Source organism: Variovorax soli (assembly GCF_031454625.1).
In the GTDB taxonomy this organism is placed as follows: domain Bacteria; phylum Pseudomonadota; class Gammaproteobacteria; order Burkholderiales; family Burkholderiaceae_C; genus Variovorax; species Variovorax soli_A.
The window spans coordinates 560,492-584,982 of the sequence record NZ_JAVDRF010000002.1; the positions used below are offsets into that span (position 1 = coordinate 560,492).

23 protein-coding genes are annotated in these 24,491 nt (G+C 67.2%); 6 read left to right on the forward strand and 17 right to left on the reverse strand.

Annotated elements, in window-relative coordinates; translation table 11 throughout:
* Nucleotides 1–3: 3 nt before the first annotated feature.
* Nucleotides 4–531, reverse strand: coding sequence for a protein-tyrosine phosphatase family protein (locus J2739_RS06605; protein WP_309899750.1), 528 nt, complete (start codon nt 529–531; stop codon nt 4–6).
* A 140-nt stretch (nt 532–671) separates the two neighbouring features.
* On the opposite strand from J2739_RS06605, the gene J2739_RS06610 reads away from it, so the two are divergent.
* Nucleotides 672–866: a hypothetical protein gene (locus tag J2739_RS06610; RefSeq protein ID WP_309899752.1), complete on the forward strand. Its 195-nt coding sequence runs from the start codon at nt 672–674 to the stop codon at nt 864–866.
* Between the two features lie 153 nt (nt 867–1,019).
* Here the strand turns inward: J2739_RS06610 and J2739_RS06615 are convergent, their stop codons facing one another.
* From J2739_RS06615 to argA, 9 genes are all read right to left on the reverse strand, one after another.
* On the reverse strand, nt 1,020–1,244 hold the full coding sequence (locus tag J2739_RS06615; protein WP_309899754.1) for a hypothetical protein: 225 nt from the start codon (nt 1,242–1,244) through the stop codon (nt 1,020–1,022).
* A 162-nt stretch (nt 1,245–1,406) separates the two neighbouring features.
* On the reverse strand, nt 1,407–1,979 hold the full coding sequence (locus tag J2739_RS06620; protein WP_309899756.1) for a hypothetical protein: 573 nt from the start codon (nt 1,977–1,979) through the stop codon (nt 1,407–1,409).
* A 25-nt stretch (nt 1,980–2,004) separates the two neighbouring features.
* Nucleotides 2,005–3,975 (reverse strand): ABC-F family ATP-binding cassette domain-containing protein, encoded by a 1,971-nt coding sequence (locus J2739_RS06625; protein WP_309899758.1) that lies wholly within the window; start codon nt 3,973–3,975, stop codon nt 2,005–2,007.
* Nucleotides 3,972–4,838, reverse strand: a complete 867-nt coding sequence (prmB, locus tag J2739_RS06630; RefSeq protein WP_309899760.1) for a 50S ribosomal protein L3 N(5)-glutamine methyltransferase — start codon at nt 4,836–4,838, stop codon at nt 3,972–3,974. Before prmB ends, J2739_RS06625 begins: the two co-directional genes overlap by 4 nt.
* A gap of 62 nt (nt 4,839–4,900) precedes the next feature.
* Nucleotides 4,901–6,082 carry a succinyl-diaminopimelate desuccinylase gene (gene dapE, locus J2739_RS06635; protein WP_309899762.1) on the reverse strand — a complete coding sequence of 394 codons (1,182 nt, stop codon included), beginning with the start codon at nt 6,080–6,082 and terminating at the stop codon, nt 4,901–4,903.
* A 10-nt stretch (nt 6,083–6,092) separates the two neighbouring features.
* Entirely contained in the window at nt 6,093–7,241 is a 1,149-nt protein-coding gene (locus J2739_RS06640) for a PilT/PilU family type 4a pilus ATPase (RefSeq protein WP_309899764.1), read from the reverse strand.
* A 38-nt stretch (nt 7,242–7,279) separates the two neighbouring features.
* Nucleotides 7,280–8,104 (reverse strand): 2,3,4,5-tetrahydropyridine-2,6-dicarboxylate N-succinyltransferase, encoded by an 825-nt coding sequence (dapD, locus tag J2739_RS06645; protein ID WP_309899766.1) that lies wholly within the window; start codon nt 8,102–8,104, stop codon nt 7,280–7,282.
* Nucleotides 8,101–9,312, reverse strand: a complete 1,212-nt coding sequence (gene dapC, locus J2739_RS06650) for a succinyldiaminopimelate transaminase (RefSeq protein WP_309899768.1) — start codon at nt 9,310–9,312, stop codon at nt 8,101–8,103. Before dapC ends, dapD begins: the two co-directional genes overlap by 4 nt.
* Nucleotides 9,313–9,336: 24 nt before the next feature.
* Nucleotides 9,337–10,683, reverse strand: a complete 1,347-nt coding sequence (argA, locus tag J2739_RS06655; RefSeq protein ID WP_309899770.1) for an amino-acid N-acetyltransferase — start codon at nt 10,681–10,683, stop codon at nt 9,337–9,339.
* 134 nt (nt 10,684–10,817) lie between these two features.
* Here argA and hrpA point away from each other — a divergent pair, with 134 nt between their 5' ends.
* Entirely contained in the window at nt 10,818–14,741 is a 3,924-nt protein-coding gene (gene hrpA, locus J2739_RS06660) for an ATP-dependent RNA helicase HrpA (RefSeq protein WP_405053838.1), read from the forward strand.
* A 63-nt stretch (nt 14,742–14,804) separates the two neighbouring features.
* Here hrpA and J2739_RS06665 read toward each other — a convergent pair whose 3' ends face one another.
* The 6 genes from J2739_RS06665 to lptF form a co-directional block, all read right to left on the reverse strand.
* Nucleotides 14,805–14,963 (reverse strand): DUF3309 family protein, encoded by a 159-nt coding sequence (locus tag J2739_RS06665; RefSeq protein ID WP_083944858.1) that lies wholly within the window; start codon nt 14,961–14,963, stop codon nt 14,805–14,807.
* A gap of 109 nt (nt 14,964–15,072) precedes the next feature.
* A complete protein-coding gene (locus tag J2739_RS06670) occupies nt 15,073–16,239 on the reverse strand; it encodes a pyridoxal phosphate-dependent aminotransferase (RefSeq protein ID WP_309899775.1) in 1,167 nt (388 codons plus the stop codon).
* An 80-nt stretch (nt 16,240–16,319) separates the two neighbouring features.
* Complete coding sequence (locus tag J2739_RS06675) at nt 16,320–17,261, reverse strand: CysB family HTH-type transcriptional regulator (protein WP_309899777.1); 942 nt, start codon at nt 17,259–17,261, stop codon at nt 16,320–16,322.
* Between the two features lie 63 nt (nt 17,262–17,324).
* Nucleotides 17,325–17,711, reverse strand: a complete 387-nt coding sequence (locus tag J2739_RS06680; protein WP_309899779.1) for a sirohydrochlorin chelatase — start codon at nt 17,709–17,711, stop codon at nt 17,325–17,327.
* 17 nt (nt 17,712–17,728) lie between these two features.
* Entirely contained in the window at nt 17,729–18,835 is a 1,107-nt protein-coding gene (gene lptG / locus J2739_RS06685) for an LPS export ABC transporter permease LptG (protein WP_309899781.1), read from the reverse strand.
* The gene (gene lptF, locus J2739_RS06690; protein ID WP_309899783.1) at nt 18,832–19,941 is read right to left on the reverse strand and encodes an LPS export ABC transporter permease LptF; all 1,110 of its coding nucleotides are present in this window, start codon (nt 19,939–19,941) and stop codon (nt 18,832–18,834) included. The genes lptG and lptF overlap by 4 nt, the downstream gene beginning before the upstream one ends.
* A gap of 21 nt (nt 19,942–19,962) precedes the next feature.
* On the opposite strand from lptF, the gene J2739_RS06695 reads away from it, so the two are divergent.
* The 4 genes from J2739_RS06695 to J2739_RS06710 all read left to right on the forward strand — a co-directional run bounded on the left by J2739_RS06695 (nt 19,963) and on the right by J2739_RS06710 (nt 23,751).
* Nucleotides 19,963–21,456 carry a leucyl aminopeptidase gene (locus J2739_RS06695; protein WP_309899786.1) on the forward strand — a complete coding sequence of 498 codons (1,494 nt, stop codon included), beginning with the start codon at nt 19,963–19,965 and terminating at the stop codon, nt 21,454–21,456.
* A gap of 6 nt (nt 21,457–21,462) precedes the next feature.
* The gene (locus tag J2739_RS06700; RefSeq protein WP_309899788.1) at nt 21,463–21,900 is read left to right on the forward strand and encodes a DNA polymerase III subunit chi; all 438 of its coding nucleotides are present in this window, start codon (nt 21,463–21,465) and stop codon (nt 21,898–21,900) included.
* Complete coding sequence (locus tag J2739_RS06705; RefSeq protein WP_309899790.1) at nt 21,900–22,400, forward strand: hypothetical protein; 501 nt, start codon at nt 21,900–21,902, stop codon at nt 22,398–22,400. The genes J2739_RS06700 and J2739_RS06705 overlap by 1 nt, the downstream gene beginning before the upstream one ends.
* A gap of 136 nt (nt 22,401–22,536) precedes the next feature.
* Nucleotides 22,537–23,751: a branched-chain amino acid ABC transporter substrate-binding protein gene (locus J2739_RS06710; protein ID WP_309899792.1), complete on the forward strand. Its 1,215-nt coding sequence runs from the start codon at nt 22,537–22,539 to the stop codon at nt 23,749–23,751.
* 32 nt (nt 23,752–23,783) lie between these two features.
* Here the strand turns inward: J2739_RS06710 and J2739_RS06715 are convergent, their stop codons facing one another.
* Nucleotides 23,784–24,185: a response regulator gene (locus tag J2739_RS06715; protein WP_309899794.1), complete on the reverse strand. Its 402-nt coding sequence runs from the start codon at nt 24,183–24,185 to the stop codon at nt 23,784–23,786.
* Nucleotides 24,186–24,491: the final 306 nt, after the last annotated feature.

The following is a 24,491-nucleotide window of genomic DNA, read 5'->3' on the forward strand; positions in this document are numbered from 1 at the left end:
TGCTCAGCGGTTGGGGCGGGCATAAGCCAGCGCCTTGAAGTCTTCGAAGCTTGGAATCTCCCAATCGACATCGCTGGAGAAACGATGGCTGTCCAGCCACGCCGACCAGCAGGCGAACTGCGGCGGCGAAGGCGAGATGACAGGGCGCTGCTTCTTCATCAGGGCGAGCGCTTCGAGTGGCGCATGGCCGCGATGCACGAGCACGCACAGCGCCAGCGTCGCACTGCGGCCGATGCCGTACTCGCAATGGATCAGCACGCGCTGCTCCTGGTCCAGGAATTCGTTCGCAAAACGGATGCCGTGCTCGAGGTCCGGCGTCGCTACCGGATGCATGTCCGAGGTGGGCAGGTGCAGCAGGGTGATGCCGTGGCGCCTGAACAGCTGCGGGTCGGGCATGGCCTCGCCGCGCAGGTCGATCACGGCCTGGATGTGATGCTCGCGCGCCAACAGCTCCGCGCATTCGGAGGGGTAGCTGCCGCCGACGGCCAGCAGCTCGGTGATCCAGTTGAAATTGGGTTGCCAAGCGTCCACGGAAAAACTCTAGCGCGATTGGTTCGGTTGGAGTGCAGGGATATCACAGCTCTCCCCACGTTGATGTAGGTCGAGTCTGTAAACCAAAGCGTGCATTTCTACCTATGTTCAAAGGGCAAAAAGTAAGCGCAATGGTTTACATGAAAACCACTACCCAAGCCACGCCCCGCGAATGGTGGAAGGATCAGGCCAATCCTGACGAGCAGCGCGCCTTCCTGGCTTTCCATCGTTCCGTCCGACGCATCGAGCACGCGGTGGTGTGGCGCCGCAACGTGATGCTGGGCCTTCTTTTCGTCGCCATTCCGATCCTGGTGCCCCTGATCAGCAGCCTGTGATGAAGGAAAGACCTCCATTTCGGGCGTCGGAGCATCGACGAGCTGGAGGAACTCGCGCGGTGTTGGCGACGCGCGCAGAAGTGGGGAACAAGGGGAACTCCGGCTGGCTTGGCATGCAGCCGGATCAGGTGGAGAGGGAAAGGGATAGAACGCTCAGTCGGGGTCGCGGCCGCTCAGCACCTGCTGGCCACCCGCGATTGCGGAAACGAGGCCGACGGCGCCTGCGCGCAGCAACTCTTGCCGCAGTGCCGCCTCCAGCTGACGGCGCGCCGTGTCGGGCCGGTCGTGGTCGTACTCTTCGTCCAACTCGCAGTGCAGGTAGTAATCGACCCGTGCCATGAGCCGTTCCAACGATGCTGCGAGATCTGTCTCATTCATCTGTTAACTCCTCACCTCGATCCCCTGACTGGACGCCGGACCGCCAACTTTCCCGGTCTTTCGCTGTCATTATGAGCTTGACACGTGGCCAGCCCGGATTTCGTCAGATGGTATGCCATCAATGCGTGGGGGCAAACAGACGGTTTTGGCGGCCGACGCCGCTCAATTGGCCCGCAAGCGCGCCCAGCCGAAGCGGCTGCGGGGAGCGCCTGTCGCGCCGAGCGGCTGCACTTCTTGTTCCGTCACCGCCCCTGGAAGCAAGTGCTTCACCGACTGCGCCACCAGGACGCAGTCGCGGATATGGAGCTCGCCCAAGGCCCGGAGGGCGGCGTAGCCGATCGCTGCCGAGACCACTTGGCCCGCAATGGGCACGTACTTGGTGGCCTGTTTCGCCGTCAGGCGGATGCCGGCGTGGCGGGCGAGTTTGATCAGCAACTCCCGCGTCACCAGTTTGCCGACCAGCAGGGCGCCTGCCGCGGCGGCCGCTTGGTGAATTCGTTCGCGCTGGTGGGGTGCCAGTCCTTCGATCTGAGTCACGGAGAGGCCGAATTGGGCGCTGATCCGCGGTATCAGCCGCGCCAGCAATGCGGCATCGGCGGCCCAATCGATTCCGGGGACGGGAACGGCGCTCGCGACGGCGGCGATCAGTGCGTTGCGGCCGAGCATGCGCCGGCTGCGCTGGATGGCCGCGATCAGCTGAGGGTCGCCGCGGGCGAGTTCGAGGGCCGAGGGCATGGTTCGGCGGAGGCTAGCACGTCGATCATGCGGCGGCCAGTGCCTCGATCTGGTCCGACAGCGCCAGCCAGCGCTCCTCGAGTGCATCGATCTGGTCGTTCAGTGCCTTGAGGCGCCGGCCTGTCTCGGCGATCTCTGACGCCGGCAGCGAAGTCGATAGCCGTGCTTCCAGGGAGGTCTTTTCGGCGCCGGCAGCGGCCAGCTGCTCGTCGATCTGCGCGAGCTCGCGCTTCAGCGGCTTGGCCTGGTTGCTGCGCTGCTGGCGCTCCTGCGCCGCCGCCTGAGACGAGGGCGCGGCGGCGACGGCAACGGCAACGCTCTCTGCCTCGCGTGTGGCCAGCCGGGCCTCCTCGCGCACGCGCTTCGCCTCGTCCAGGAGGTAGCGCTGGTAGTCGTCGAGGTCGCCGTCGAAGTCGCCGACCCGGCCGCGGCCGACCAGCCAGAACTCGTCACAGACGGAGCGCAGCAGGGCGCGGTCATGGCTCACCAGCATGAGCGTTCCCTCGAACTCGTTGAGGGCAATGGCCAGGGCCTCGCGGGTGGCCAGGTCCAGGTGGTTGGTCGGCTCGTCGAGCAGCAGCAGGTTGGGGCGCTGCCAGACCATCATGGCCAGCACCAGGCGCGCTTTCTCGCCGCCGCTCATGGTGCCGACCGCCTGCTTCACCATGTCGCCGCTGAAGTTGAAGCTGCCCAGGAAGCCGCGCAGGTCCTGCTCTCCAGTGCGCTCGCGGGCATTGGGCCCGAGCTCGCGCGCGAGGCGCACCATGTGCTCCAGCGGCGTGTCCTGCGGGCGCAGGACGTCGAGCTCCTGCTGCGCGAAGTAGCCGATGTTGAGGCCCTTGCCTTCGGTCACGGTGCCGGCGAGGGCGCCCATCTCGCGCGCGATGGTCTTCACCAGCGTGGACTTGCCCTGTCCGTTGGCGCCCAGGATGCCGATGCGCTGGCCGGCCAGCACCGAGCGGTTGACGCCGGTCAGGATGGTCTTCGGCGGCTCCCCGGCCACCCGATAGCCGAAGCTCGCCGCGCTGATCGTGAGCATCGGATTCGGAATGTTGCCCGGCTCCTTGAACTCGAAGCTGAAGTCGGCCTCCGCCAGCAGTGGCGCCACTTTCTCCATGCGCTCCAGCGCCTTGACGCGGCTCTGGGCCTGCTTGGCCTTGCTCGCCTTCGCCTTGAAACGATCGATGAACTTCTGCAGGTGGGCGATCTTGTCCTGCTGCTTGGCAAAGGCCGCCTGCTGCAGCTCGAGTTGCTGGGCGCGCAGCGTCTCGAAGGCGCTGTAGTTGCCGCCGTAGCGCGTGAGCTGCTCGTGCACGATGTGCAGGGTGACGTCGGTCACGGCATCGAGGAACTCGCGATCGTGGCTGATCACGATCATGGTGCCCGCGTACTTCTGCAGCCAGGCTTCCAGCCAGACCAGCGCATCCAGGTCCAGGTGGTTCGTCGGTTCGTCGAGCAGCAGCAGGTCGCTCGGACACATCAGGGCCCGCGCCAGCTGCAGCCGCATGCGCCAGCCGCCGGAGAAGCTGTTGACCGGCTGATCAAGTTCGTGGACCTTGAATCCCAGGCCGAGGATGAGCGCCTGCGCGCGCGGCACGGCATCGTGCTCGCCGGCGTCGTGCAGGTCGGTATAGGCATGGGCCAGGGCCATCCCGATCTCGGCATCGTCTGGATCGGCGGCGTGGTCGGCCTCGGCGCGCGCGAGCGCCTCGCGCAACGCCACCAGCCGAGTGTCGCCGCCGACCACGAAGTCGCTGGCCGATTCCTCGGTCTCGGGCATGTTCTGGGCAACCTGGGCCAGGCGCCAGGACGTCGGCACCGAGAAATCTCCGCCGTCCTCGTGCAGGGTGCCGTTGAAGAGCGCGAAGAGAGTCGACTTGCCGGCGCCGTTGCGCCCGACAAGCCCGACCTTCTCGCCGGGATTGATGGTGACGCTGGCGCCGTTCAGCAGGACCTTGGCGCTGCGGCGCAGGATGACGTTCTTGAGGGTGATCATGAAAGAAGTACTTCGCGGGTGACCAGGAGCACCTGGTCCTCGCCAGCGCTGGTGGCGAGCCACACCACCTCGAGTTTCGGGAACGCCGCCTCGAAATGCGCGCGCTCGTTGCCGATCTCCAGCACCAGCACGGCGTTCTCACGCATGCAGGCCGGCGCCTCGGCGAACAGGCGGCGCACGAAGTCCATGCCGTCGGCGCCGCCGGCCAGCGCCAGCTCCGGCTCGGCGCGATATTCCGCGGGCAGGGCGGCCATGCTCTGCGCGTTGACGTAGGGTGGGTTGCAGAGGATCAGGTCGTAGGGGCCCCGCACGGCGGCAAACCCGTCCGATTCGACGAGGGTGATGCGGTCGTCGAGCTGGTGGCGCGTGACATTGATGGCCGCTACCTCCAGGGCCTCGGTCGAAAGATCGGCGGCATCGACGGCGGTGTCCGGATAGGTCAGGGCAGCCAGCACTGCGAGGCTGCCATTGCCGGTGCAAAGGTCCAGCACCCGTTGCGTGTGCGCGCCGAGCCAGGGGTCGATGCTGTCGTCGGCCAGCAGCTCGGCGATGAAGCTGCGAGGCACGATGGCACGCTCGTCCACGTAGAAGGGCACGCCTTGCAGCCATGCCTCCCTGGTGAGATAGGCCGCGGGCTTGCGTGTCGCGATGCGCGCGGCCAGCAGTTCGGCCACCCGCGCCTCGTCCGCCGGCGAGACCCGGCCTCCGGCCACTTCGTCCAGACCGTCGAGCGGCAGGCCCAGGCGCCACAGCACCAGCCAGGCCGCTTCGTCGAAGGCATTGGTGGTGCCGTGGCCAAAGGCGACACCGGCGGCGGCCAGTTGCCTTTCGCCGGCCTCGATCAGTTCGATGACGGTGCGCATTGGAATGCCTTCGTCTTCGCCTCCGCTTACGGTGCGAGCCCCGTTCGGAACGGCCCTGGGGCTCATGCCGAAATCAGCGCTTCGAGCCGGTCCAGCGTGCGTTGGTAGATGTTCTTGAGCTGCTCGATCTCGGCCACCGCAATGTGCTCGTCGATCTTGTGGATGCTGGCGTTGACCGGGCCCAGCTCCACCACCTGCTTGCAGATCTTCGCGATGAAGCGCGCGTCGCTGGTGCCGCCGCTGGTCGACAGCTCGGTCTCGATGCCGGTCTCGTCGCGGATGGCCTGCTGCACCGCGGCCACCAGTTCGCCGGGTGGCGTGAGGAAGGGCAGGCCTCCCACGGTCCAGGACAAGGTGTAGTCGAGGCCGTGCGCATCGAGCACCGCCTTGACCCGCGTCTGCAGCGACTCCGGGGTGGCCTCGGTCGAAAAGCGGAAATTGAAATCGATCACCGCGTTGCCGGGGATGATGTTGCTGGCCCCGGTGCCCGCGTGGATGTTGCTGATCTGCCAGCTGGTCGGCTGGAAGTACGCGTTGGGCGATGCGTCCCAGCCCCCTGCGGCGTTGATCGCGACCAGTTCGGCCAGTGCCGGCGCAACGGCATGCACCGGGTTCTTGGCGAGGTGCGGGTAGGCGATGTGGCCCTGCACGCCCTGGATGGTGAGCCGCCCGCTCATGGTGCCGCGGCGGCCGTTCTTGATCATGTCGCCGCAGCGCTCGACCGAGGTCGGCTCGCCGACGATGCAGTAGTCGATGCGCACCCCGCGCGCGGCCACCGCATTGCAGACCACCACCGTACCGTCGACGGCGGGACCTTCCTCGTCGCTGGTGAGCAGGAGGGCGAGCGTGAGCCGCGGGTCCGGCCGGCTGGCCAGGAAGTCCTCGATCGCGACCACGAAGGCGGCCAGCGATGTCTTCATGTCGCAGGCGCCGCGGCCGTAGAGGCGGCCGTCGCGGTGGGTGGGCGTGAAGGGGTGGCTCTTCCACTGCTCCAGCGGACCGGTGGGCACCACGTCGGTGTGGCCCGCGAAGGCCAGCGTGCGCGCGGCACCGGCGTCCGCACTGCCCGGACGCACGGCCCACAGGTTGGTCACGCGGAAGTCGGCGGGGCCGCTTTCGAGCGTTTCGAGCCTGAAGCCCAGCCGCGCCAGCCGCTCACCGAGGATCTGCTGGCAACCCGCATCGTCGGGAGTGACCGAGGGGCGGGAGATCAGTTGTTCGGCAAGTTGCAGCGTGCGGGACATGAAAAAGAAGCTAGTGGCGGACGTCGAGCGTGATGTCCGTGAAAGAAGGTTCGTCGAGCGGGTCGAGCGAGGCCTGCTCGTCCTTGCGCGACGGGGACGCGTTGCGGTTCTGCAGGCGCCACATCAGGTTGGTCGGCGAGTCGGCCTGCGACAGGCCTTCCTCGCGGGTGGTGCGGTTCTCGATGATGAGACGGGCAATGTCTTCCTCGAAGGTCTGCGAGCCTTCGGCCATGGACTGCTCCATTGCCTCCTTGACGCCGGAGAAGTCGCCCTTGCCGATCAGCTCCGCCACCAGCGCGGTGTTGAGCATCACCTCCAGCGCCGGCACACGGCTGCCGTCCGGCGTGCGCAGCAGGCGCTGAGCGACGATGGCGCGCAGCGCGCCGCTCAGGTCGTTCAACAGGGTGGGACGCACCTCGACCGGGTAGAAGCTCAGGATCCGGTTGAGCGCGCGGTAGCTGTTATTGGCGTGCAGCGTGGCCACGCACAGGTGGCCCGACTGGGCATAGGCGATCGCGGCCGTCATGGTCTCGCGGTCGCGGATCTCGCCGATCTGGATCACGTCGGGCGCCTGGCGCAGCGCGTTCTTGAGCGCGATCTGCAGCGATTGCGTGTCGCTGCCGACGTCGCGCTGGTTCACCATCGACTTCTTGTTGGTGAAAGTGAATTCGATCGGCTCCTCGACCGTGAGAATGTGGCCGCTGGCGTGCGCATTGCGGTAGTCCAGCATGGAGGCCAGCGTGGTGCTCTTGCCGGCGCCGGTGGAGCCCACCATGAGGATCAGGCCGCGCTTCTCCATCACCAGGGTCTTGAGGATCTCGGGCAGGTTCAGTTCGTCGAAGGAAGGGATCTCCGAGGCGATGTGGCGCACCACCACCGCATAGCTGCCGCGCTGCCGCATGGCGCTGATGCGGAAGTTGCCCGCGCCCTCGAGCGCGATGGCCATGTTGAGCTCGCCGGTGCCTTCCAGCTCGGCGATGCGGTGCTCGGGTACCACCTCGGCTAGCAGGGCCAGCGGCGCCTCGGTCGGAAGCACCTGCGCGTTGATGGGCACGCAGTTGCCGTTGATGCGGATCAGCGCCGGGGAATGCGCCGACAGGTAGATGTCGGATGCCTTGCGTTCGGCCATCAGGCGAAGAATTCGCTCCATCGTCTTCATCGGCTCTCTCCTCCAGCGTGGTTGTGAAAAGGGGCGGCTCAGTCGCGCAGCAGGTCGTTCAGCGAGGTCTTGGCGCGCGTCTGCGCATCGACGCGCTTGACGATGATCGCGGCATAGAGGCTGTACTTGCCGTTGTCCTTGGGCAGCGTGCCGCTGATGACGACCGAGCCCGAAGGCACGCGGCCGTACGTGACTTCGCCGGTGGTGCGGTCGTAGATCGGGGTGCTCTGGCCGATGTACACGCCCATCGAGAGCACGGAGTTTTCTTCGATCACCACGCCTTCGACCACTTCGGAGCGCGCGCCGATGAAGCAGTTGTCCTCGATGATGGTGGGGCCCGCCTGCAGCGGCTCCAGCACGCCGCCGATGCCCACGCCGCCCGAGAGGTGCACGTTGGCGCCGATCTGGGCGCAGGAGCCGACGGTGGCCCAGGTGTCGACCATGGTGCCTTCGCCGACGTAGGCGCCGATGTTCACGTAGGAGGGCATCAGGATCGCGCCCTTCGCGATGTAGCTGCCGCGGCGCGCCACGGCCGGCGGCACGATGCGCACGCCGGCTTCCTTGAGCTCGTTGGCCGAGAGGTGCGAGAACTTGGTGGGCACCTTGTCGTAGAAGCCGAGCGAGCCGGCCTGCATCTGCTCGTTGTCCTTGAGGCGGAAGGACAGCAGCACCGCCTTCTTGATCCATTGGTGCACGGTCCACTGGCCCACGGCCTCGCGGGTGGCGACGCGCAGGTGGCCGTTGTTGAGCTCGGCAATCACGTGTTCGACGGCTTCGCGCACTTCTTTCGGGGCACTGGTGGCGGAGAGGTTGGCGCGGTCTTCCCACGCGGCGTCGATGGTCTGCTGGAGTTGCTGGGTCATGGATGGGCTCGGTTCTGGATGAAGTTCACGATGCGCTGGGCGGCTTCGGTGCATTCGGCGGTGTCGGCCACCAGTGCCATGCGGATGCGGCCGCGGCCCGGGTTGGCGCCACCTGCCTCGCGGGCGAGGTAGCTGCCGGGCAGCACGGTCACATTGTATTGAGCGTAGAGCGCCCGGGCGAAGGCGGCGTCGTCGCCTTGCCACGCCGCGGGAATGCCGGCCCACAGGTAGAAACCGGCGTCGGGGAGGCGGACGTCCAGCACCTTCTCGAGCAGGGGCGTCACGGCCGCGAACTTGGCGCGGTACTGGGCGCGGTTGTCCACCACGTGCGCCTCGTCGCCCCAGGCGGCGAGACTGGCCGCGGCCACCGCGCCGCTCATGGCGCTGCCGTGGTAGGTGCGGTAGAGCAGGAAGGACTTGATGATCGCGGCATCGCCGGCCACGAAGCCGCTGCGCAGCCCTGGCACGTTGCTGCGCTTGGACAGCGAGGTGAGGGCAATGAGACGGCGGAAGTCGCCGCGGCCCAGCTTCGCCGCGGCCTCGAGCCCGCCGAGCGGCGGCTCGTCTCGGAAGTAGATCTCGCTGTAGCACTCGTCGGCCGCGATCACGAAGCCGTAGCGGTCCGACAGGGCGAAGAGCTTCTGCCATTCATCGATCGGCATCACCGCGCCGGTCGGATTGCCGGGCGAGCACACGAAGACCAGCTGGGTGCGCTCCCACACGGCGGCGGGCACGCTGTCCCAATCGACCGCGAAATTTCGCGACGGCACGCTGGGCACGTAGTACGGCTCGGCGCCGGCCAGCAGGGCTGCGCCTTCGTAGATCTGGTAGAAGGGATTGGGCGAGAGCACCACCGGCGCCGGCGTCTTCGACGCATCGACCACGGTCTGCGCGAGCGCGAACAGCGCCTCGCGCGATCCGTTGACCGGCAGCACCTGCGTTGCCGGGTCCAGCTCGAGGGCATAGCGGCGCTGCAGCCAGCCGGTGAAGGACTGGCGCAGCTTCAGCTCGCCGGCGGTCGCGGGATAGACCGCCAGCGCGCCCAGGCCGGCCGACAGCGCCTGCTTGATGAATTCCGGCGTCGCGTGCTTGGGCTCGCCGATGCCGAGGCTGATGGGGGCGAATTCAGGATTCGGCGTGACATCCGCGAAGAGCCGGCGCAGCCGCTCGAAGGGATAGGGCTGCAGCTTGGAGAGCAGGGGGTTCATGTTGTCGGTGTCCGGGGGGCCCGTTCAGAGCTTCTTGACCAGGACCAGGCTCTTGCGGTCCCAGTTGTACTTGCGCTTGCGCGCCTCGGGCAGCCAGTCGGGGTTGACCTGCTGGAAGCCGCGCTTGAGGAACCAGTGCATCGTGCGCGTGGTGAGCACGAAGATGCTTTCGAGCCCGCTGGCCTTGGCGCGCTGCTCGACGCGCTTGAGGATGCGCTCGCCGTCGCCTTGCGACTGCGATTGCGGCGACACCGTGAGCGCCGCCATCTCGGCGGTCTTCGCTTCCGGATAGGGGTAGAGCGCTGCGCAGCCGAAGATCACGCCGTCGTGTTCGATCACCGTGTACTGGCCGATGTCGCGCTCGATCTCGGTTCGGCTGCGCTTGACCAGCGTGCCGTCGCGCTCGAAGGGCTCGATCAACTGCAGGATGCCGCCGATGTCATCTGCGGTGGCCTCGCGCAGCGATTCGAGCTTCTCGTCGATCACCATGGTGCCGATGCCATCGTGCACGTAGACCTCGAGCAGCAGCGAGCCGTCGACCGCAAAGGGGATGATGTGGTTGCGCTCCACGCCCGCTTCGCAGGCCTTGACGCAGTGCTGCAGGTAGAAGGCCGTGTCGGTCGGCTTCTGCGCCGGCGGCAGCGAGGCCAGCAGCTTTTTCGCGCTGTCCAGGGGCAGTTCGGTGTCGATGGGGTTGTCCTCGCCGATGGGCTGGGCCGGGTCCTGCGGGATGCCGGGCACTTCAGTCAGGAAGATCAGCTTGTCGGCCTGGATGGATATCGCCACGCTGGTCGCGACTTCCTCCATCGTCAGGTTGAAGGCCTCGCCGGTGGGCGAGAAGCCGAAGGGCGACATCAGCACCATGGCGCCGAAATCGAGCCCGCGGCGGATGCCCGCGGCATCGACCTTGCGCACCAGGCCCGAATGCTGGAAGTCGACGCCGTCGACCACGCCGACGGGCCGCGCGGTGATGAAGTTGCCGGAGATCATGCGCACGGTCGAGCCCGCCATCGGCGTGTTCGGCAGGCCCTGGCTGAAGGCGGCCTCGATCTCGTAGCGCAGCTGGCCGGCGGCCTCCTGCGCGCAGTCGAGTGCCACCTCGTCGGTGATGCGGATGCCGTGCGAGTACCTCGCTTCGTGGCCCTTGGCGCGCAGCTGTTCGTTGACCTGCGGCCGAAAGCCGTGCACCAGCACCACCTTGACGCCCATGCTCTGGATCAGCGCCAGGTCCTGCGCGATGTTGGGCAGCTTGCCGGCCGCAATCGCCTCGCCCGCCATCGCCACCACGAAGGTCTTGCCGCGGTGCATGTGGATGTAGGGCGCCACCGAGCGGAACCAGGGGACGAAGGTGAAGTTGAAGACGGTGGACATGGGATGGTCAGGCAGGCGTGAACGAGGAGCGCAAGATAATGGTCGATTTTCCCCGAACTGCCGCCTTGTCTTCGACTGCGCTCCGAATCGAATTTCCAGAATCCCTGCCGGTGTCGGCACGGCGCGACGAAATCATGGCCGCCATCGCAGGCCATCAGGTCGTCATCGTCTGCGGCGAGACCGGCTCGGGCAAGACCACCCAGCTGCCCAAGATCGCACTGGCGATGGGCCGCGGCAAGCTCAATGCGCCGCCTGGCCAGGGCCGGCTGATCGGCCACACGCAGCCGCGGCGCATCGCTGCTTCGTCGGTCGCAAAGCGCATCGCGGAGGAGCTCAAGACGCCGCTGGGCGAGGTGGTGGGCTACAAGGTGCGCTTCCAGGACCGGCTGTCGCGCGACGCCTCCGTGAAGCTGATGACCGACGGCATCCTGCTGGCCGAGACGCAGACCGACCCGCTGCTCAAGGCCTACGACACCCTGATCATCGACGAGGCGCACGAGCGCTCGCTGAACATCGACTTCCTGCTGGGCTACCTGCGCGAAATCCTCCCGCGGCGCCCGGACCTCAAGGTGATCGTGACCTCGGCGACCATCGATGCGGACCGTTTCGCGAAGCATTTCGCGTCGGCTCCCCGGGCGCCCGGCCGACTCGAGGGCGGCGGCGACGCGCAGCGCGGCGCGCGGGGGCCCATGACGCCGGCGCCGACGATCATGGTGTCGGGGCGGATGTACCCTGTCGAGCAGCGTTACCGCCCCTTCGAGGAGTCGCGCGACTACGACCTCAACGATGCCATTGCCGACGGCGTCGACGAGCTCTGGCGCGATCCGCGCGATGGCGGCGACATCCTCGTTTTCCTGCCCGGCGAGCGCGAGATCCGCGAGGCGGCCGACCACCTGCGCAAGCACCTGAGCCACCAGCCGCTGCTGCGCAACGCCGAGGTGCTGCCGCTGTTCGCGCGGCTGTCGCAGGCCGAGCAGGACCGCATCTTCGACAGCCACAGCGGCCGGCGCATCGTGCTGGCGACCAACGTGGCCGAAACTTCGCTGACGGTGCCTGGCATCCGCTACGTCATCGACGCCGGCACCGCGCGCGTCAAGCGCTACAGCTTCCGCAGCAAGGTGGAGCAGTTGCTGGTCGAGCCGATCAGCCAGGCCGCGGCCAACCAGCGCGCCGGCCGCTGCGGGCGGGTCGCCAACGGCATCTGCATCCGGCTTTACGACGAGAAGGATTTCGAGGGACGGCCGCGCTTCACCGACCCAGAGATCCTGCGCTCCTCGCTGGCCGGTGTGATCCTGCGCATGAAGTCGCTGCACCTGGGCGATGTGGAGCGCTTTCCCTTCCTCGAAGCGCCGCAGCGGCGTGCGATTGCCGACGGCTACCAGCTCCTCAATGAACTCGGTGCGGTCGACGACGCGAATGAACTGACCGCGATGGGCGCGGAGCTGGCGAAGCTGCCGCTCGATCCGCGCGTGGGGCGGATGATCCTGGAGGCGCGCAGCCGCGGCGCGCTCGAGGAGGTGCTGCTGATCGCCAGCGCGCTCTCGGTGCAGGACGTGCGCGACCGGCCGCTCGATGCGCAGCAGCAGGCCGATCAGGCGCATGCCAAGTTCGACGACGAGAAGAGCGAATTCAGCGGGTACCTGCGGCTGTGGCAGTGGATTCACGATGCGCGCGGGGGGATGCCCCCACCCCAGCTCTCTGCCGGAAAGGAGCGGGGAAAGACCAGTCTCGCTGTCCCTCGGCGCGAGGGCGGGAGTGCGAGCGCGCCAACCCACAAGCTGAGCAATCGTCAATACGAAACGCTGCTGCGCCAGAACTTCATCAACGTGCGCCGCGTGCGCGAGTGGCGCGACATCCATTCGCAGCTGCTGACGGTGGTGACCGAGCACAAGTGGCGCATCAACAGCACACCGGCGAGCTATGAGGCGCTGCACCTGTCCATGCTCTCCGGCCTGCTCGGCAACGTCGGCTGGAAGATGGAAGAGGAGGAAGCCTACCTCGGCGCGCGCGGCATCAAGTTCCACCGTCATCCGGGCGCGCACCTCAAGAAGAAGCCCGGCCGCTGGATCGTCTGCGCCGAACTGGTGGAGACCACGCGTCTGTTCGGGCGCGGCATCGCCAATATCGAGCCCCAATGGCTGGAACAGGTGGCGGGCCACCTGCTCAGGAAGCAACTGCTCGATCCGCACTGGGAGAAGAAGAGCGCGCAGGCCGTGGCGCTGGAACGCGCCACGCTCTATGGCCTGGTGGTCTACAGCGGAAGGCGCGTGGAATTCGGCCGCGTCGATCCGGTGGCCGCACGCGAGATCTTCATTCGCGAGGCGCTGGTCGGCGGGCAATGGGAGACCAGGCTGCCTTTCCTGGCGGCCAACCGCAAGCTGGTGCGCGAGATCGAAGGGCTCGAGCACAAGGCCCGCCGCCAGGATGTGTTGGTGGACGACGAGCTGATCTACGCCTTCTACGACGCCCAGCTGCCGCCCGACGTTTCCAGCGGCCTGGGCTTCGAGAACTGGTACCGCCAGGCCTCGAAGGAAGCGCCGAAACTGCTCTACCTCACGCGCGAGGAGCTGATGCGCCACCAGGCGGCGGGCATCACGACGCAGTCCTTTCCGCCGACCCTGCGACTGGGTGGCGTGGACTGCGCGGCCACCTATCTGCACGAGCCCGGCGACCCCAGGGACGGGCTGACCGTGACCGTGCCGCTCTTCGTGCTCAACCAGGTGAGCGAGGAGCGTTGCGAGTGGCTGGTCGGCGGCATGCTCAAGGACAAGGTGCAGGCGCTGCTCAAGAGCCTGCCGCAGAAGCCGCGCGCGCGGCTGGTGCCGCTGCCGGATTCCGCCGCACGGCTGGCCGGCGTCCTGGGCGCGCCGGAGCTCTTCGGCCTGGGCTCGCTGACCGACGCGCTGCTCAAGCGCGTGCGGGACGAGACCAGCCTGGACGTGAAGCGAACCGATTTCAAGCTCGACATGCTGCCGCCGCATCTGTTCATGAACCTGCGCGTGGTCGACGAGCACGGCCGACAGCTGGGCATGGGCCGAAATCTCGGCGCGCTGAAGGCGGAGCTGGGCGCGAAGGCGCGCGGCGCCTTCCAGGCTCTGGCGGGGCTGCAGGTCAAGGCCTCGCCCGATGTTCCCGCCGCGGACGCACAGGCCGTGCGGCCTGCGGCTCGCGCCGCGTCGGCAGCCGATGCCGCGCCGGCGCTGTCCGCCGGCCAGCGCTACACCAGCTGGAGCTTCGGCGAGCTGCCGGAGCTGATGGAAGTGCGGCGCGGGGCCCAGTCGCTGATCGGCTTCCCGGCCCTGGTCGACGACGGCGATGCCGTGACGATCGAGGTCTTCGACGAGCCGGCGGTGGCGGCCGCAAAGCACCGCGCAGGACTGCGCCGCCTGTTCGCGCTGCAGCTCAAGGACGCCCTCAAGTACCTCGAGAAGAACATCCCGGACCTTCAGAAGATGGCGGTGGCCTACATGCCGCTGGGCACGGCCGAGGAACTGCGCGCGCAGATCATCGACGTGGCGCTGGAGCGGGCCTTTCTGCAGGAGCCGCTGCCGGCCGATCGGCAAGCCTTCGAGCGTCGCGTAGAGGAAGGCCGCGGGCGTCTCACGCTGATCGCCAACGAGATCGCCCGCCTCGCGGGCACCATCCTCGTCGAGTACACGCTCGCCGCACGCAAGATCAAGGACACCAAGGTCCAGCCCGAAGCGACGGCCGATGCCGCGCAGCAGCTGCAGCGCCTGATGGGCAAGCGCTTCATCGCGCAGACACCCTGGCCGCGGCTGGCGCATTTCGCGCGCTATCTCAAGGCCATCAGCCTGCGGCTGGACAAGCTGCGCGCCGATCCGGCCCGCGACGCCCAACGGCTGGCGGAACTGCGCCCGCAGGAGCAGCGCTACTGGCGCCTGGTGGCCGAGCGCAAGGGGGTGGTCGACGAGCGCATGGACGAGTTCCGCTGGTTGCTGGAGGAGCTGCGCGTGAGCTTTTTCGCGCAGGAGCTGCGTACGCCGCAGCCGGTCAGCGTCAAGCGGCTCGACAAGCTCTGGGCGCAGCTGCAGGGTTGATGGCGGCCGAAAAAAAGCCCACCGAAGTGGGCTCTTCCGAGGCGGCGCCGGGCACCGCGTGTTCTATATGCGCCCCATGAGGAGCAGCACGATGACCACCAGCACCACCAGGCCAAGGCCGCCGCTCGGCCCGTAGCCCCAGCTGCGGCTGTAGCCCCAGCTCGGCAGCGCCCCAATCAACAGCAGGATCAGGACGATCAGCAGGATCAGCGAGAGCGACATGGAAGACTCCTTGGTGTTGTAAACCTAGGCCTTCATGGTCGAGGCAAGCCGGACCGTCCCTCGCCGGAAGGCGCGCCCTCCGGCGGTCAGGACTCTCCTACCATTCGTGTCAGAGCCGCGCCAGCCGCTCCAGCGCCGTGCGCAGCGTCTCGTCCTTCTTGGCGAAGCAGAAACGCACCACGCGCTGGTCGAAACCCTCGGCATAGAAGGCCGACAGCGGGATGGCGGCCACGCCGAGCTCGCTGGTGAGCCACTGGCAGAAATCGGCCTCGCCGAGGTCGCTGACCTCGCGGATGTCGACGCACTGGAAATAGGTGCCGGCGCTCGGCAGCAGCCTCAGGCGCGTCTTGGCCAGGCCCTCGGCGAACAAATCGCGCTTACGCTGGTAGAAGGCCGGCAGTTCGAGGTAGGGCGCCGGGTCTGCCATGTAGCTGGCGAGCGCATGCTGCATCGGCGTGTTGACGGTGAATACGTTGAACTGGTGCACCTTGCGGAACTCGGCCGTGAGCGGCGCCGGCGCCGCGACGTAGCCGACTTTCCAGCCCGTCACGTGGTAGGTCTTGCCGAAGCTGCTGACGATGAAGGTGCGCGCCGCCAGGCCGGGGAAGCGCGCCGCGCTCTCGTGGCGGGCTCCGGCATAGACCATGTGCTCGTAGACCTCGTCGCTGATCACCAGCACGTCGGTGGGGGCCAGCAGCGCCTCGAGGCGCTGCATCTCGGCCTCGGTCCAGACCGTGGCGCTGGGATTGTGCGGCGTGTTGACGACGATGGCGCGCGTGCGCGGCGTGATGGCGGTCGCGATCTTGTCGAAGTCGGGCCTGAAGCTGCCGGGCGTGAGCGGCACGCGCACCACCGTGCCGCCGGCCAGTTCGATGTTGGGCGCGTAGCTGTCGTAGCAGGGCTCGAGAACGATCACCTCGTCGCCGGCGCGAACTACGGCGAGGATCGCGGTGATGATGGCCTGCGTGGCGCCGGCGGTGATGGTGATCTCGCTCGCCGGGTCGTAGCGGTGGCCGTACAGCGTCTCGATTTTCGCGGCGATCGCCTCGCGCAGCGGCAGGATGCCTGGCATCGGCGGGTACTGGTTGTGGCCCGCGGCCATGGCGGCCGTCACGGCGTCGAGCAGCTTCGGATCGCAGTCGAAATCCGGGAAGCCCTGGCCGAGATTGACCGCGTTCTTCTCGACGGCGAGCGCCGACATGACGGTGAAGATGGTCGTTCCGACGCTCGGCAGCTTGGTCTGCACGTCGGGGGTGCGCGCGACAGGGGCTTTCACACTTGCGCCCACGCTCGGCGCTTCCTGTACTCGCTGCCCTCCCGAGGGGGCTTTCGCCACTTGGGGCGGCCCAGCGTTGCTCATAGTTCGTAGTCCTGGTTGTGACCGGCCAAGGCCTTGGCGATCAGGTTGCGGTCGAGCCGGTCGGAAAGCAACTCGGCGAATTTGAAGACGAAGTTGCGCAGGTAGGCGCTGCGCTTGAAGGCGACGCGGGCGATGTTGGTGCCGAACACATGGCCCATCGGCCGCACCACGAGATCGGCGTTGGAGTCGTCGCGCACCGCCATCTCCGCCACGATGCCGACGCCTAGTCCCAGGCGCACGTAGGTCTTGATCACGTCGGAATCGATGGCCTCCAGGGCGACGCGCGGCGTGAGCTTCTTCTGCGCGAAGGCATGGTCGATGCGCGTGCGGCCGGTGAAGGAGGGGTGGTAGGTGATGATCGGCTCGGCCGCGATGTCCTCGAGGTGAATGCGCTCCTTGTCCGCCAGAGGGTGGGTCCTGGGCAGCACCAGCACATGCTGCCACTCGTAGCAGGGGAGGGTCACGAGTTCGGTGTAGTCGGACAGCGACTCCGTGGCGATGCCGATCTCCGCGATCTCGTCCATCACCATGCGGGCCACCTGGTCCGGCGAGCCCTGGTGCAGGCTCACGTTCACCTTGGGATACGCCTCGCGCAGTTTGGCCACCGGCACCGGCAGCACGTAGCGGGCCTGCGTGTGGGTGGTGGCGATCGAGAGCGTGCCGCTGTCCTGGGCGCTGAACTGTTCGCCGATGCGCTTGAGATTGCCCACCTCGCGCATGATGAGCTCGATGCTCGCGAGCACATGCTGGCCCGGCTCGGTCACGCGCTTCAGGCGCTTGCCGTGGCGCGCGAAGATCTCCACCCCCAGTTCCTCCTCGAGCTCGATGATGGCCTTGGACACGCCCGGCTGCGAGGTGTGCAGGGCCTTGGCCGCCTCGGTCAGGTTGAGGTTGCGACGCACCGCTTCCTGCACGAACTTGAACTGGTGAAGATTCATAACAAATTCCGTCTTATTCCGGAATTTATTATGCCGTCCTCGTCTATCGAAAACGCCGAAAGTTCAGGATTTCAGTGCGATGCGTGCCAGCAGGTCGAGCACTTCGGGCTCCTCGCCGATGGCGCTCGCCAACTCCAAAGGCACATGGGGATGCCGGGCGCGCAAGTCGTCGAGCAGCCGCGGGAGGTCTTCGCGCAGATGCTTGCCCATGCCGAGAAAAAGCGGGACCACGCGAACGCCCACGGCCCCGGCGGCCACCATGTCCGCCATGGCGCTGCGCAGGTCGGGTTGCGACAGCTCGAGGTAGGCGCAGCGCACCAGCGTGGCCGGTGCGCGCTCGGCCACGCGCCGCGCCACGGCCTCGATGGGCTCGCGCCAGCGCGCATCGCGCGAGCCATGTGCGAGCAGGACGATGCCCCATGTGCCTGCCTGCTGCGCGATGCCTTGCATAGCCGTCCACAGGCCCTCTAACGCCGGAGCACCAGCCAGGTGAAGGCTGCCAGCGACATCACGGAATAGATCAGGCCAGGAGCCGCGGCCGTGATCCAGGGCAGCCAGTTGCTCAGGTTGCCCAGGTAGCCGAAGACGTTGTTCAGCAGGAAGAAGCTGATCCCGATCATCACGCCGCCGAACACGTAGGCCGTGATCCCCGCCTGGCGGAAATGCAGGTAGGCGAAGGGCAGGGCGAGCACGACCATCACGAGGCAGGACAGCGGGTAGAAGACCTTGCGCCAGAACTCGATCTCGTAGCGCTGGGCAGTCTGGCCGTTGGCGTCCAGATGCTGGATGTATTCGAACAGGTCGATCGTGCGCATGCGGTCGGGCCGCAGCAGCGCGACCGACACCATCTCGTTGGTGAGCGAGGTCGGCCAGTTCACCACGGGCGTATGTGTCGTGGTGACGCGGACCTTGTCGGCGTTGCCCGTGTCGTACTCCTGCCGCTCGACACCGACCAGCGTCCAGACGCCGTTCGAGATGTGTGCCTGCGCGGCGGAGGTATGCGAAACCAGCAGGCCATTGGGGCCGAATTCGAAGATGCGCAGGTCCTTCAGCATGGCGTTGCGGGAGATGGATGCCACGTTGACCGCATAGGACTTGTCCCCCTGCTTTTCCCGCAGCCAGGCACCGGTGTAGCCCACCAGCGAGTAGGTGCCCTGGTAGCGCGACTTCAACAACTGGGCAACGCGTCCCGACGCCGGAGAGACATAGTCGCCCACCGCGAAGGTCAGGACCACGAAGCCCAGGCCCAGCACGAGCAGAGTGCGCAGCGCGCGCCAAGGGCCGAGGCCGCTGGTACGCAGGATCGTGTACTCCGAGCTCTGCGCCAGCCGCGCCATCACGAAGATGGTGCCGATCAGCACCGTGATCGGCAGCAACTCGTAGAGGTGGCTCGGAATCAGCAGGGCCACGTACATCAAGGCCTGGGCGGCGCCGTAGCCCGGCGTGCCGGGCTGGCCGATGGACTGCAACTCGTCGACGAAGTCGAAGAAGAAAAACAGGCTCAGGAAGCCCAGTGTCACGAAGGCCACGGCCTTCAGCACCTCGATGTAGATCAGTCGGCGAATGGTCTTCACGTGGAAGAGCCCTTCGGCGACCCGCGGCGCACGCGCAACGGCCGCCAGCTCCAGTTGAAATGGCGCTTCGCGAGCCAGAGCAGGCCGAGCAGCAGCGCGCCGCCATGCAGCGCCAGCATGAAGCCGCCCATGTCGTAACGGCCCGAACTGACCCAGTTCTGTCCGAGATTGAGCATGTTGTAGTAGAGGACGAAGGCGCACAGCGCGAACAGCAGGTTGCCGCTGCGGCCCACCCGCGGGTTGGCGCTCGATACCGTCAGCGCCAGCACCACGAAGTTGATGGCGGCGAGCAGCATGCCGACGCGCCAGGCCAGCTCTCCGTGATTGACCGCGCCGGGCTCACGCAGGAGGCTCAGGGTGGTCTTGGCACGCGCCGGCGCAGCGCCTTCGGAGGGGTCGATGTCGCCGCCGACCTTGGCGCCGTAGCTGCGGAACTCGCTGATCTTGAGCTCCCCCGGGGTCAGCGGGCGTTCGAGCCGCTGGCCGTTGCTGAGCATCAGGTAGCGGGTATCGCCGACGTTCTCGATGCGGCCGCTCTGCGCGGAGGTGATGATCTGCAGGTTGCGCTCGATCGAGGAGATGAACACGTTGCTGGCGGTGGCGCTGTTGGGTGCGTCCTTGTCGATGAAGAAGACCCGCAGGCGTCCGGCCGACTCTCGGAACTCGCCGGGCGCCACGCGTTCGATATCGCTGCGGCGCTGGTACTGGTCGCGCATGCCCTCGGTCTGCGAATTGGCCCAGGGCCAGCCGACCAATGCGAACACGGCGATCAGCAGCAGGATCGGCCAGGCGAAGCGGAACAGCGGCGCCACGAAATTGCCGAGGCCGCGGCCGCTGGAGAACCAGATCACCATCTCGCTGTCGCGGTACATGCGCGATAGCGTGCCAACGATGGAGACGAACAGGCTGAGGCTCAGGATGGTCGGCATGTAGCCGAGCACCGTATAGGTCATCACCAGGAAGACCTCGGAGGGATTCACGCTGCCCCGGGCCGCCAGGCCGAGCGTGCGGATCAGCATCATGGTCATCACGATGGTGATCAGCACCACCAGCGTGGCCCCGAAGCTGCGCGACAGCTCCTTGCGTATGGAGGAATGGAATAACATCGTCGAGGGAAAAAAAGGATTATGGACTTTCAACTCAAGACCCTCTCCACCGCCCAGGCTGCCACCGAAAAATGCGACGCGCTCATCGTGCTCGCCGCAGCCGGAAACTCCCCCTCCAAGGACCCGATCGCAACGCTGGTCGCCGAAGCCCGCAAGGCCGGCGACCTGGGTGACAAGGCCGGCAAGCTGCTGGCGCTGTACCGGCCTGCGCGCGTGGCGGCAGCGCGCGTGCTGCTGGCCTCGGCGGGCGACGGCGAGCCCGCCTCGGTGCGCGCCGCCGTGCTGGCCGCGATCGCGGCGGCCAAGGCGGCGGACCCCAAGCGGGTGGCGATCGTCTTCGCCGAGCCCACCGATGCGGTGGGTCTGCGCAGCGCGATGATCGCGGCCGCCGACGCGAGCTATGTCTACACCGCCACCAAGTCCAAGCCCGAGCCGCGTTCGATCCGCCAGCTGAGCTTCGGCGTGGCCGACGCGGCCGCACTGCGGGAAGCCTTCGACGAGGCCGCGGCGACGGTCGCGGGCATCGAATTGGCCAAGGAATGGGCCAATCGCCCCGGCAATCACTGCACCCCCACGATGCTCGCGGAGGCGGCGCAAGAGCTCGCCGCGCTGCCGCACCTGAAGTGCGAGGTGCTGGGGCCGAAGGAGGTCCACAAACTCGGCATGGGCGCCTTCGCAGCTGTGGCGCAGGGTTCGGCCGAGCCGCTGCGCTTCATCGTGCTGCGCTACCAGGGCGCGCCCAAGGAAGAGGCGCCGGTGGTGCTGGTGGGCAAGGGCATCACCTTCGACACGGGCGGCGTCTCGCTCAAGCCGGCGGCCGAGATGGACGAAATGAAATTCGACATGTGCGGCGCCGCCAGCGTGCTGGGCGTGTTCCGCGCGCTCGGCGATATCCGTCCGGCCCTCAACGTCGTGGGCCTGATCCCCACCTGCGAGAACATGAACGACGGGCGTGCGATCAAGCCCGGCGATGTCATCACCAGCATGAGCGGGCAGACCATCGAGATCCTCAACACCGATGCCGAGGGGCGCCTGATCCTGTGCGATGCGCTGAGCTACGCCAAGCGTTTCGAGCCTGCGGTGGTGGTCGACATCGCCACGCTGACCGGTGCCTGCGTGGTGGCGCTGGGCGGCGTGCGCAGCGGCCTGTTCGCCAGCGACGACGCGCTGGCCGACGCGCTGCTGGCGGCGGGCGAGGAGTCGCAGGATCGCTGCTGGCGCATGCCGCTCGACGACGACTACGCCGAGGGCCTGAAGACCAACTTCGCCGATGTCGCCAACGTCGCGGGCCGGGCCGGCGGCGCGGTCACCGCGGCCAAGTTCCTGCAGCGTTTCGCGGGAGACTTCCCCTGGGCGCACCTGGACATCGCGGGCACGGCCTGGAAGAGCGGCGCGGCCAAGGGCGCGACCGGTCGGCCGGTCGGACTGCTGCTGTCCTATCTGCTGGCGCGCGCCCGCAAGGACGCTGCAGAGCCGGCCCCGCGCAAGGCGCGCAAGCCTTCAAAGGTGCGGTAGGCCACCATGACCGGCATCGACTTCCACTTCAACACGCCGGACAAGCTGGGCTACGCCTGCCGGTTGCTGCGCAAGGCCGTTGCCACCCATGGCGCGCGCGTGGTGGTGGTGGCCGACGCGCAGATGCTGGAGGCGATCGATCTCGCGCTGTGGACCTTCGCCCCGGCGGAGTTCATCGCCCATTGCCGTTGCGACGGCGAGCCGCACACCGTCGCGCGTTCGCCGGTGGTGCTGGCCGAGAGCGGCGATGCGCCGCTGCCGCACCGCCAGGTGATGGTGAATCTGGGCCACGGCGTGCCCGGCGGCTTCGAGCGCTTCGACCGCCTGATCGACATCGTGAGCGCCGACGAGGCCGACCGGCAGGCGGGCCGCACGCGCTGGCGGCACTACGCCGACCGCGGCTACGCGATCCAGCGCCATGACTTTGCCGGGAGCGCTGGCTGATGTCCACGCGTACCCCGCCACGCTTCGTGCCGACGCTGACGACCGTGCTCGAGCTGCCGGCCGAGCCGGTGCCCACGAGCGCGCCGGTGCCCACGAGCGCGCAGATGCCAACGAGCGGGCCGATCCCTCCGAGCCTGCCGGCGGCCACGAGCGTGCCGGTGCCAGAGGCTGCCGCTGCGGGGCCGGCTGCCGCAGCGCCGCCTGCCGCAGCCGCCGTGGACCCGGCGCAGGCGGTGGCGCTCAGCAAGCAGGCGATGCTGACCGAGTCCGAAGCCTTCCGGCTCGAGGAGCAACTGCTGCACCGCCTCCTGCAGCGCATCGACCTCTCGCTGGAGGAGCGCCTGAGCGACGCGGTGTCGGCCGCCGTCCAGCAACAGCTCGACAGCATGATCCCGCGCCTGCGCAACGAAATCGAGGCCGAACTGCGCGCGCTGGTGAGCGAGGCGCTGGCCCAGGAACTGTCCGACAACCCCGGGTCAATGCCAGCGTTTGGCCCTTGATCCTTGGGCTACACTGCGCGCCAGGTCGAAAGCGCGAGGGCGCTGCGGGTCTGAGGCGCGGAACTTGCTGAGGGTTCGCGCACGGATCAAAAGGCCGTTTTTACTGTACTTATCCACCAATACCTGGAGGTTCCTCATGCAATTGAAATGGACTGCAGTCACGCTGGCGGCGCTCGCGCTCGTGGCTTGTGGCAAGAAGGAAGAAGCAGCGGCTCCGGCGCCCGCGCCGACCACCGCGGCAGCGCCTGCGCCCGCGGCTCCTCCGGCCGATGCATTGGTGGTCAAGATCGGTCACGTGGGCCCGACCAGCGGCGCCATCGCCCACCTGGGCAAGGACAACGAGCTCGGTGCGCGCATGGCCATCGAGGACTTGAATGCCAAGGGGGTCAAGATCGGCGACAAGGTCGCCAAGTTCGAGCTGCTGGCCGAAGACGATGCGGCCGACCCGAAGCAGGGCACCGCGGTTGCCCAGAAGCTGGTCGACAGCAAGGTCAACGGCGTGGTCGGCCACCTGAACTCGGGCACCACGATCCCCGCTTCCAAGATCTACAGCGATGCCGGCATCCCGCAGGTCTCGCCTTCAGCGACCAACCCCAAGTACACCCGCCAGGGCTTCAAGACCACCTTCCGCGTGGTGGCTGACGACACGCAACTCGGCGGCACGCTGGGCAAGTACGCGGTCGACACGCTCAAGGGCAAGAACATTGCCGTGATCGACGATCGCACGGCTTACGGCCAAGGCGTCGCCGAGGAGTTCGAGAAGGCCGTCAAGGCTGCCGGCGGCACGATCGTCGGCCACGAATTCACCACCGACAAGTCGACCGACTTCAACGCCATCCTGACCAAGCTCAAGGGCGCCAAGCCCGACGTCCTGTTCTTCGGCGGCATGGACGCCGTGGGCGGCCCGATGCTCAAGCAGGTCAAGCAGCTGGGCATGAACGTCAAGTTCATGGGCGGCGACGGCCTGTGCACCGGCGAGCTGGCCAAGCTGGCCGGCGATGCGATCGGTGAAGACATGGTGGTGTGCGCGGAAGCCGGCGGTGTCGAGGGCGACTTCAAGCAGCCCCTGGAAGACTTCAAGGCCAAGTTCAAGGCGAAGAACGGCGTCGACGTCCAGATCTATGCGCCGTACGTGTACGACGCGGTCAACGTCCTGGCCGAGGCCATGGTGAAGGCCGGTTCGGCCGAACCGGAGAAGTACCTGCCGGAGCTCAGCAAGATCCAGTACAAGGGCGTGACCGGCCCGATCGCCTTCGACGAGAAGGGCGACATCAAGAACGGCGCGCTGACGATCTACACCTACAAGGGTGGTGCCCGTACGCAGATCGCCGTGGTGCGCGGCGCGAGCTGAAGCAAGAAGCGCTTCCAAGGAAAAGGGCCCCTTCAGGGGCCCTTTTTTTGTTCCTTGATTTCGCGGTGGCTGGCGTCGTTGCAGTAGTCGAAAAAGGCCTCGAGCTCCTTGGACTTGTCGAACACGGCATCCGCGCCCAGGGCCGTGCAGCGCGCACGGATGTCGGCGTTGACGTAGTTGCTGAGGACCACCGCGCGCTGGCTGGCGCTGCGCTGTTTGCAGGTCCGGAGGACGCCGAGTCCCGAGCCCTGCTTGAGGAACACGTCCACCACCACCAGCTGCCAGTCTGCGGTGTGGGAGGCGAGCCAGGCGGCCGCCTCGTTCTCGCTCTCGGCGCAACCGACGACCTCGGCACCGACCAGGTCCTCGAGGGCGGGGATCAGGTTGTCGCGGATTGTCTTGTTGTCTTCGACGAGGAAGGTGAAGAGCGCCATCGGCTTGCTTGCCTGTTGAAGGCTGCAGCCTACCGCGATGCAGCATGTGCGTCCCGCCGAAGCCGCCCGCTGTTGCGTAGGAAAAGTCGCACGCGAAAGAGGCCGCTGGAGCGGTTGCGGGACATCGCCGCGGACCCGCAAAAAAGCCCGCTTTCGCGGGCTTCTTCAACTTGAGTGGCGGAGCAGGCGTCCCCAAACCTACCGTGCCGTGGAGTACCGTTCAAGGCCGAAAGAGGCCAGTTTCAGAGGGAAAAACTACAAGACGCCGTGCCGACGCGTACCTTGCAATACCGTTCGGTGCTGGCT